This is a genomic window from Pedobacter xixiisoli (assembly GCF_900215335.1).
Taxonomy (GTDB): domain Bacteria; phylum Bacteroidota; class Bacteroidia; order Sphingobacteriales; family Sphingobacteriaceae; genus Pedobacter; species Pedobacter xixiisoli.
The window spans coordinates 357,275-366,975 of sequence record NZ_OCMT01000002.1 but is presented as its reverse complement, the minus strand read 5'-3'; the positions used below and the strand labels follow the sequence as shown (position 1 = coordinate 366,975).

The 9,701-nt window shown below is 35.7% G+C and carries 7 protein-coding genes; 6 read left to right on the top strand and 1 reads right to left on the bottom strand.

Annotation, left to right across the window (positions count from 1 at the left end; genetic code table 11):
• The first annotated feature begins 85 nt into the window (after positions 1–85).
• Positions 86–472 (top strand): large-conductance mechanosensitive channel protein MscL, encoded by a 387-nt coding sequence (gene mscL, locus CRO54_RS07720; RefSeq protein WP_097130640.1) that lies wholly within the window; start codon positions 86–88, stop codon positions 470–472.
• A 67-nt stretch (positions 473–539) separates the two neighbouring features.
• On the top strand, positions 540–968 hold the full coding sequence (locus CRO54_RS07715; protein ID WP_097130638.1) for a nuclear transport factor 2 family protein: 429 nt from the start codon (positions 540–542) through the stop codon (positions 966–968).
• On the opposite strand, the gene CRO54_RS07710 is transcribed toward CRO54_RS07715, so the two are convergent.
• Positions 969–1,979 carry a LacI family DNA-binding transcriptional regulator gene (locus tag CRO54_RS07710; RefSeq protein ID WP_097130636.1) on the bottom strand — a complete coding sequence of 337 codons (1,011 nt, stop codon included), beginning with the start codon at positions 1,977–1,979 and terminating at the stop codon, positions 969–971. It lies immediately after the preceding gene.
• 233 nt (positions 1,980–2,212) lie between these two features.
• Here CRO54_RS07710 and CRO54_RS07705 point away from each other — a divergent pair, with 233 nt between their 5' ends.
• From CRO54_RS07705 to CRO54_RS07690, 4 genes are all read left to right on the top strand, one after another.
• Positions 2,213–5,410, top strand: a complete 3,198-nt coding sequence (locus tag CRO54_RS07705; protein WP_097130633.1) for a SusC/RagA family TonB-linked outer membrane protein — start codon at positions 2,213–2,215, stop codon at positions 5,408–5,410.
• Positions 5,411–5,421: 11 nt separating this feature from the next.
• Positions 5,422–7,233, top strand: coding sequence for a RagB/SusD family nutrient uptake outer membrane protein (locus CRO54_RS07700; RefSeq protein ID WP_097132306.1), 1,812 nt, complete (start codon positions 5,422–5,424; stop codon positions 7,231–7,233).
• A 109-nt stretch (positions 7,234–7,342) separates the two neighbouring features.
• The gene (locus tag CRO54_RS07695) at positions 7,343–8,905 is read left to right on the top strand and encodes a DUF4957 domain-containing protein (RefSeq protein ID WP_097130631.1); all 1,563 of its coding nucleotides are present in this window, start codon (positions 7,343–7,345) and stop codon (positions 8,903–8,905) included.
• A gap of 58 nt (positions 8,906–8,963) precedes the next feature.
• Positions 8,964–9,701, top strand: a complete 738-nt coding sequence (locus tag CRO54_RS07690) for a rhamnogalacturonan acetylesterase (protein WP_097130629.1) — start codon at positions 8,964–8,966, stop codon at positions 9,699–9,701.

The window sequence follows — 9,701 nt, the reverse complement described above, 5'->3', positions numbered from 1 at the left end:
TTGTTGGTTAATTTGATTAATTCATCATCTTTTGACTAAGTTTACAGTAACTAAAATTTTATTTTAAACTAAAAACAACATTTATATGGGATTTGTAAAAGAATTCAGAGATTTTGCGGTCAAAGGTAATGTGATAGATTTAGCTGTCGGCGTAATTATCGGTGCTGCGTTTGGTAAAATTGTTTCTTCATTGGTAGAAGATGTAATTACACCAGCAGTTTTGGCTCCAGCTTTGAAAGCTGCTAATTTAGATAACCTAAGTGCGTTAACCATTCCAGGAACAGCAATTAAATATGGTAACTTCCTATCTCAAGTTATTACTTTCATTATTGTAGCGCTAGTACTTTTTATCATTATAAGGGTTGTAAATAAAATGAAGAAAAAGGAAGAAGCGAAACCTGCTGCTGCACCTGTTCCTACTAAAGAAGAAATCTTGCTTACTGAAATTAGAGATTTACTAAAAAATAAATAATCGATTAGAAAGGGATATGCGGCACACTTTTGCTGGCTATCCCTTTTTGTTTTTCACTTGATTTAGAATGAAAAAAATAATTCTGGCTTTATTGCTGATGTCATCAACAATGTTATACGCACAAAATAAAGAGGAGCAGAGCTTAACAGCCGCGGTAGAAAAGCTAAAAAATGCTATGATTAGCGGAGAAAGAAAAGCTTTGGAAGAAGTTGCAGCCGATGATTTAAGCTATGGGCACTCTGGTGGAAAAGTAGAAGACAAAGCAACATTTGTAGAAACTATTGCTAGCGGTAAATCAGACTTTGTAACTATTGAGTTGAAAAACCAAACTGTAAAAGTTACTGGCAAAACAGGTGTTGTACGTCATGAGTTACACGCAACAACTAACGATGGTGGCAAACCAGGCGAAGTGCATATTGGCATTATGCTGGTTTGGCAAAAACAGGGTAAAGATTGGAAGTTATTGGCTAGACAGGCTTACAAACTGCCTCACTAACTACCTTACAAATAAACTCGTATCTAATACTTTTTTCTCGAATTCTTCGATAGGATATTTTGCTTCAATAAGTCGTAAAAGCATTTCTGTAGCTAGCTGACCAATCTCGTAAGCTGGCTGCCTAACAGAAGTTAGTGAAGGATTAAATAAATCCAGTACATCAGAATTACTAAACCCAGCAATCGCCATATCTTTTGGTACTTCTATATTTAAGTTTTTGAACACACTTAAACAACCTGTACTTAATCTATCGCCAGCTACAAAAATTGCATCTGGTTTGTCTTTTAAAGCTACCAATTGTTTAATTGCAGTTTCAGTTTCCTCGTATAACATGCCTCCATGTGGGCAAAACTTAACATAGTCTTCTCTAAAAGCGATTCCGTGATCGGCCAAAGCCTTTTTGTAGCCAGTTAAGCGCTCAATACTGATAGAAAGGTGGCTAGAGCTAGTTAAATGCGCTATTTTTTTGTAACCAGATTTGATAAGGTGCACCGTAGCATTGTAGGCACCTTTTTCATTGTCTGCTATTACTTTGTCTGTAATGATCTCATCCGCTACGCGATCAAAGAAAACAATGGGCATGCCTTTATCATGTAGCGATTTAATGTGAGAAACATCTTCAGTTTGCGAAGATAATGAAATGAGTAGTCCGTCTACGGATCTAGAAGCTAGGTGGTTAACGTTAATTACTTCGCGTTCGTAAGATTCGTGCGTTTGAGAGATGATGACATGATAACCTTTATCGTAGGCAATAGATTCGATGCCGTTTACTGCTTGAGAAAAATAACTGTTCGCCACTTCACTTACTACCACACCAATAGATTTACTTCTGCGTTCTTTTAAGCTTAAGGCAATTGGATTAGGTTTGTAGCCTATTTCTTTTGCATAATCTGTTACCAGTTTTTTAGTCGCTGGACTTATTTCGTAAGTATCCCTTAAAGCTCTTGAAACAGTAGAAGTAGAAAGTCCAAGTGCTTTAGCAATATCTTTAATGGTAACGGGCTCAAACATATAATAAACGAGTATAATTAGGTAGCTGGCTATCTTAAAAGTGTTCTTCAAAAATAGCACTATTTATCCATAGTATTAAAGATATAATTTTTACATGAGTTTGGCAACGTTATCGGGAACGATTGCATAAATTTATAAGACGCCATTAACTCCATATCTTAAAAAAACATTGTAGAATTGTTAATGGATGGTCTAAAAACCCATCTGCATATAACCAAATTTAACCATATTGTATGAAAAAAATCTTGCTGTTTTTTTGTGTATTGGCTATTGGCATTCAGCTGGTTCAAGCGCAAACGAGGTCAGTAACAGGAAAGGTAACCGAAAAGGCTACCGGATCTCCAATTCCTGGTGTTGCCGTAACAATTAAAGGAACAAAAAATGCCGTATCTACGGATGCTAATGGTATCTACAAAATTTCGGTTCCATCTACTGGAAGTGTAATTTTAGTATTCAACTCTATTGGCTTCAATAATTTAGAGGAAACGGTGGGTACTAAAAGCCAAGTAAACGCTGCTTTAGAAGAAAGTGCAACTACACTTAACGAAGTTAAAATTGTAAACATCGGTTACGGAACTGTTAAACGTGAAGCAATCACAGGTGCAGTTTCTTCTGTAGGTGCTGCTACTATAGCAGCCGCTCCCGTGTCATCTGCCTTAGAAGCTATTCAAGGTCGGGTTGCGGGGGTAAACATTGCTACAACAGAAGGTTCTCCAGATGCCGAAATTAACGTTAGAGTAAGGGGCGGCTCTTCTATTACACAAAGTAATGAGCCATTATATATTGTTGATGGATTTCCTGTAAACACTATCTCTGACATCGCTCCGCAGGATATTGAAAGCATCGATATCTTAAAAGATGCTTCGTCTACTGCTATTTACGGTTCTAGAGGTGCAAATGGCGTAATATTGGTAACGACCAAAAGCTCTAGAGACAGTAAAACAAGCATCTCTTATAACTTATTTGGTGGTTTCAGAAAAATTGCCAATACTTTAGATGTATTATCTCCAGCAGATTATGTTTTGTGGCAATATGAGCACGAAAAACTAATTGCATCTGCTACAGCTACTTCTTTGCCAGGTTATACCGATTATTTTGGTGCTTTTGAAGATATGGATCTATACAACAATATTGCTTCGAATGATTGGCAAGATATTGTGTTTGGTCGTAGAGGTAACACAATCAATAGCAACTTGAGCATTATGGGCGGGAGCGATAAAACTAAATATAGTTTGAGCCACAACTTTGCAAAAGATAGAGCTATTATGATGTCATCTGGCTTTCAACGTCAAAACATTAACTTTAAATTAAATCACAAAATTTATAAGAGCTTATCACTTGATTTAGGTTTACGTTATTCTGATACCAAAATTAACGGTGGTGGGGCTAACGAAACCAAAGAAGTTTCTTCTGCTGATTCTCGTTTAAAGTATGCGGTTTTGTATCCTCCTTTTTCAGTACCCGGATTAACTACTGGAGATAACATAGAAGACGACTTTAACTTATATACTCCAACAACTGCTATTACAGATAACGATCAATTGATTACTCGTAAGCTATATACTTTTACAGGTGCGTTAACTTATGACATCATGGATGATTTAAAATTTAGATCTGATATTGGTTACGAAGTAGGGAACAATACAAACGATCGTTTTTATGGGCTTACTACCTATTATGTTAGAAATGTACCAAGTGTATTGAATCAAGGAATGCCTGCTTTAACTATTGCAAATTCTAATCGAGTTTCTTTGAGAAGCACAAATACGTTAAACTATAATTTTAAGAAGATTTTACCTAGTAACCACAACCTTACAGCATTATTGGGTCAAGAGTATTTAAAAGTTGAAAACTCTACTTTAACTAACGTGGTTCATGGTTTCCCATCAAATTTTAGTTTTGATGATACTCGCCACTTCACTACGTTGGGAACTCCATTTTCAGTTGATAATGCCTTTGCTCAAGATGATAAGCTACTTTCATTTTTCGGTAGAGCAAACTATGATTATAAAGGTAAATACTTGTTAAGTGTTGCTTTTAGGGCAGATGGGTCTTCGAAGTTCGCACCGGGTAACCAATGGGGATATTTTCCTTCTGTATCAGGGGCTTGGAGAATCATTCAAGAAGATTTTATGTCTGGTACCAAGTCTTGGTTATCTGATTTGAAATTGAGAGCAAGTTATGGTGCTTCTGGTAACAATAACATCCCTACAGGACAAATTTTACAAGCTTATTCAAACTCTACTACCTCTTGGATCAATGGTGCAAGTAACTTCTGGTCTTTAGGCAAAATTATGTTCAATCCAGATTTGAAATGGGAAACTACAGTATCTCGTAATATTGGATTAGATTTCGCCTTATTTAACTCTAAGGTTACCGCTACAGCAGACGTTTATTTGAATAACACCAAAGATTTATTAATTCTTTATCCAATTACTGGTGTAGGCTATGATTCTCAATATAGAAACATTGGCGAAACACAAAATAAAGGGTTAGAATTTGGAGTTAACTATAGAGCAATACAAAAGAAAAACTTTGATTTAGGAATTAATGCTAATATCTCGTTTAATAGAAACAAAGTAGTATCACTAGGTGCAATACAAAACATCAACGGTACTTCTGGTTGGGCATCTACCGCAATTGGAGAAGATTATAAAGTTTTACCAGGAATGTCTCTAGGTCAAATTTACGGTTATAGAAATGCAGGTAGATATGAAGTATCTGATTTTTCTGGCGTAAATGGTTCTACTTGGACCTTAAAAACAGGAGTGCCTAGCTCTAGTGCTGTGGTTGGTAACATCAGACCAGGTCAGCACAAATTGGTTGATCTTAATGGAGATGGCGTAGTAAATACTAGTGATAGAGAAATTATTGGTAATGCATTACCAAAACATACAGGTGGTTTTGCTTTAACTGGTCGTTTATTCGATTTTGATTTTGCAACTTATTTCAACTGGAGCTACGGTAATGATGTTTACAATGCTAACAAAATCGAATATACTTCTACAGGAAATACCAGCTATAGAAATCTAACTAGCGATATGGCTTCTGGAAGTAGATGGACTAATCTACGTGCCGACGGTACAATTAGTAATGATATGGCAGAATTAACTGCATTAAATGCCAATACTACTTTGTGGTCTCCTTATACTAATTACGTAATCTCTGATTGGGCAATAGAAGACGGTTCTTTCTTAAGACTTTCTACAGTAACTTTAGGTTATACACTCCCATCAAGCATCACTAATAAAATCCGCTTGAAAAAAGTAAGATTTTACTCATCTGTTAATAACGTATTTGTTTTAACTAACTATTCGGGTTACGATCCAGAAGTATCAACTAGAAGAAGCACTGGCTTAACACCAGGCGTTGATTATTCTGCATATCCAAGAAGTAGATCGGTAATATTCGGTTTAAATGTTAACTTTTAATGCGAAACGTAATGAAAAAAATTAATTATATAGGTTTGTTTTTGGCTGCTTTAGTAATGCTAAACAGCTGTAAAAATGCATTAGATGCACCATTGAAATCTTCAATAGAGGATAAAGAATTATATTCTACGGTTCGTCTGGCAGAGGGTGTAATCACAGGTATTTTGCAAACTTTTGCAGAAACCAATTCATATAGAGGTAGGTATATTGCTTTGTATGGTTCTAACACCGATACCGAAATGCTTTCAGGTGCTACTTCTTTTACTGCAGAGAAGTCTCGTATGGGTAATTACAATACGAACGTGAACAATACTCAAATGAATGCAAGTACCAATGTATACGCAATGTTGTACTCGGGTATAGAGCGTGCAAACTTGGCTATTAAAGGCTTCAAAACTCATGGTGATATTGAGAATAATGCGCAATTGGCTCAACTTTATGGTGAGGTGCTAACATTAAGGGCATTTATGTATATGGACTTAATTAAAGGTTTTGGAAACGTACCAGCTAGATTTGAGCCGGTAAGCAATGAAACTTTGAATTTGCCTAGGTCTGATATGGATGTGGTTTACAAACAGATTATTGGCGATTTAGCTGAAGCGGAAAAATATTTAGCATGGCCAAATGCTACCAATAGAACAAGAACTGTAGAAAATATTAACAAAGCATTCGCTAAGGGATTAAGAGCTCGTATTGCTTTAATGGCTGGTGGTTATAACATGCACTTAGATGGCACAACTCGTTTAAGTACTGATCCTGATTTGGCAAGAAATAAAATGTACCAAATTGTAAAGGATGAATGTTTACAGTTAATTAACGAAAACCGTGGTACTTTGATGCCGAGTTTTCAAACGGTATTTCAAAATCTTTGTAAAGAGGTTTTAACCGCTGGACAAGAATCTATGTGGGAACTTCCTTTTGCTGAAGGAAGAGGCAGGGTAATTTTTGATTTAGGTGTAAGACACGCAGATAAAGATAAATACACAGGACAAGCTAGAGGAGGAAACGTTCTAGTGAATCCTACTGTATGGTATGAATATGATAAAGAAGATACACGTAGAAATGTAAGCGTTACACCTTACGGATGGGGGCCAGCTTCACCAACTACAGCTAAACAAGCAATATCAACTTTAAGTACGATGTATTTAGGCAAATACCGTTATGAATGGATGGCACGTAGAGTTACTTCAGATAATGATGATGGAGTTAATTGGATGGTAATGCGTTTTGCCGATGTAATTTTAATGGCTGCAGAAGCAATCAATGAAATTGATGGTCCGGCTGCTGCACTACCCCAAGTGAAGAAAATTGTTGACAGAGCTTACGGAAGTAATACTGCAAATGCTGCAGCTTATATGACTTATGCTGCTTCTTTTGCAGACAAACAACAGTTCTTAGATAATGTAATTGCAAAGCAAAGAGCATTAGAGTTTGTTGGCGAAATGATTAGAAAGCAAGACTTAATTCGTTGGAATAAATTAGACGCGGCATTAGCAACTAATAGAACAAATTTGCAAGATTTGCATAACAGAGTAAATAATTATGCACAATGGCCTACAAAGGTTTATTGGAAATTAAATGCTGATAACGAAACGCTTGATATCTACGGACTTGACAAAGGTGATACTGACGTGATTGGTGCTGCTAAAACTGGATATACTGGGGTAGATTGGAAACTTTCGACTACTGTTTCTGGTACATCTGTAGAAACTTGGAATTCACTTTACGTGAAACAACCTAGTAAGCAACCTCACTGGCCTATTTGGCAAGTGTTTTTAGAGGCTTCTGATGGTAAATTAAACAACAGCTATTTAGGACTTTAATCTGATTTAAAATGAACCGTCCTTATTAAAATTATTATTAAACAACAAGTAAATGATAATTTTAATAAGGTTAGGAACATCTGACAATTAAAAATAAAAGCAAAAACAGATGAAAAGAAATTTTAAAAATATATTCACGCTAGCATTAGCAGTTGTACTGTTTGCTAGCAGTTGTAAAGAAAATGAACTCGAAGAAGTTCAACCCACGTTTGCAAGAACATTTTCTGCAAGCGGACTTAAAGTTACTGTGCTAAGTAAAGTTAATGCCTTGTTTAGTTGGGATAAGTCTGCTAATGCAAAATCTTATACCATAGAATTATACGAAACTGCAGATTTTTCAGGTACTCCAGCACGTAGAATAGCTGATATTTCTAGAAGTTTAGTCCAATACACCGTAAATGGATTAGAAGGAGATACAAAATATTATGCTCGTTTGAAAGCTGTAGGTAACGAAAGTACAAGTGATTCAAAATGGAAAACAATTGAATTTGCTACAGATCCTGAGCAATTGTTAAATGCTGTAGATGCGGCAACGATAAGATCTACCAGCGCAACTGTTACTTGGCCAGCGGCAACAGCTGCTACCAAATTGGTGCTTACTCCAGGAGATATAACACGTGTACTTACACCTACTGAGATTGCAGCTGGAAGTGCTATTGTTACAGGTTTAACACCAGAAACTACATACACTGTTAAATTGTTAAATGGAACTAAAGTTAGAGGCAATGTAACGTTTAAATCGGGGCTTAACCTTTCTGGATACACAGAAATTACTAATTTAACCGAGTTAAATGCAGCTTTAGCGGCATCAGGTCCGCAGAGATTGGCTTTATATGGTGGTACTTATGCAATAAATAGTACCGTAGCAGTAAATAAGAACATCACACTTACTTCGGCAGATCCATCTAATAAACCTGTGATTACAGGGGCAGCCTTTAAAATTACATCTAATGCATCTCTTACATTAAGTAACATCGTATTAAATGGCGCTTCTTCTACAAGTAATATGCTTGTGGAATATACTGAAGCATCAGATAATTTGTTTGGAGCATTAACCATTACTGGAAGTGAAATATATGGTTATGGTAAGGGATTGATGTACATAAATGTGAAAGCGCTTGTAGAATCAATTACAATCGAAAATAACATCATTAGAGACATCGCCTGCACTGGTGCTGGTTTTATCGATTTTAGAACTGGTTTTGCAAAGACCTTTACGATTAAAAATAATACCATCTACAACATAACTGAAGATGGTAGTAGATACTTGGTTAGGATAGATGCAACAACAAACTTTCCAACACAAACAGGTAATATTTTTAGAGTAGAAAACAATACTTTTTATAATGCTCTAAATGCTTCTGCTCGTAGCTATTTTTATATTAGATTGACTTCGATGAATTTATATTTCAATAAAAATATTGTTTCAAATACTGATAATATGTTCTCAGTTCAAAATGCTGCAACTTTAACCATATCAGAAAGAAGTGCCAATAATTATTTTACTGCTGCGAATTTCTACAGTAGTACTACGTCTGGTGCTAGAAATGATGTAGCGGGTAATTATACAACGCTTAATCCAACGTTTACAAACATTGCAACTGGCGATTTTACTGTTGGAAATGAGATTTTAAAAGCAACCAAAGTGGGAGATCTGAGATGGATTAAATAATTCATCATATTAAAATTTTAGAAAGGGTTTAAAAGCCCTTTCTTTTTTTATACTCATTATGAAAAAAAAACTTCTTATATCTGTTCCACTTTTATTGCTTCTGTTATCTTTTACACTAAGAAAAGATAAAACAACCTTGTTCATCATTGGCGATTCAACCGCTGCAAATAAAGCTGAAAAAGCATATCCAGAAACGGGATGGGGAATGGAAATAGCTAGTTTCTTTAATGATGATTTAATAGTTGATAATAGAGCAGCTAATGGAAGAAGTACCAAATCTTTCCTCAATGAAAAAAGATGGGATGGCGTACTGAAAAATCTTAAGGCTGGCGATTTTGTTTTTATCCAGTTTGGACATAACGACGAAAAAATAGATAAGCCAGAAGTAGGAACTAGCTTAGAAGAATATAAATCAAACCTAGTGCTGTACATAAATCAAACTAGGGAGAAAAAAGCTAATCCAATTTTGTTAACACCCATTATGCGTAGAAGCTTTAAGGATGGTGTGTTTACAGATTCACATAAAGGTTATCCAGCTGTGGTAAGAAGGGTGGCAGATTCATTGAAAGTTCCCTTGATAGATATGCACAAAAAAACGGAAAAGCTTTTGGTCGGTCTTGGAGAACAATCATCTATCAAATTGTTTAATCATCTGGATAGCGGACATGTCAACTATCCAAAGGGAGTAAAAGACAATACGCATTTGAGCATAGAGGGTGCTAAAGAAGTGGCTACTTTAGTGGTTGAAGGTATCAAGGAAACAAAAATCGGTTTGGTGAAATATCTGAAGAAATAA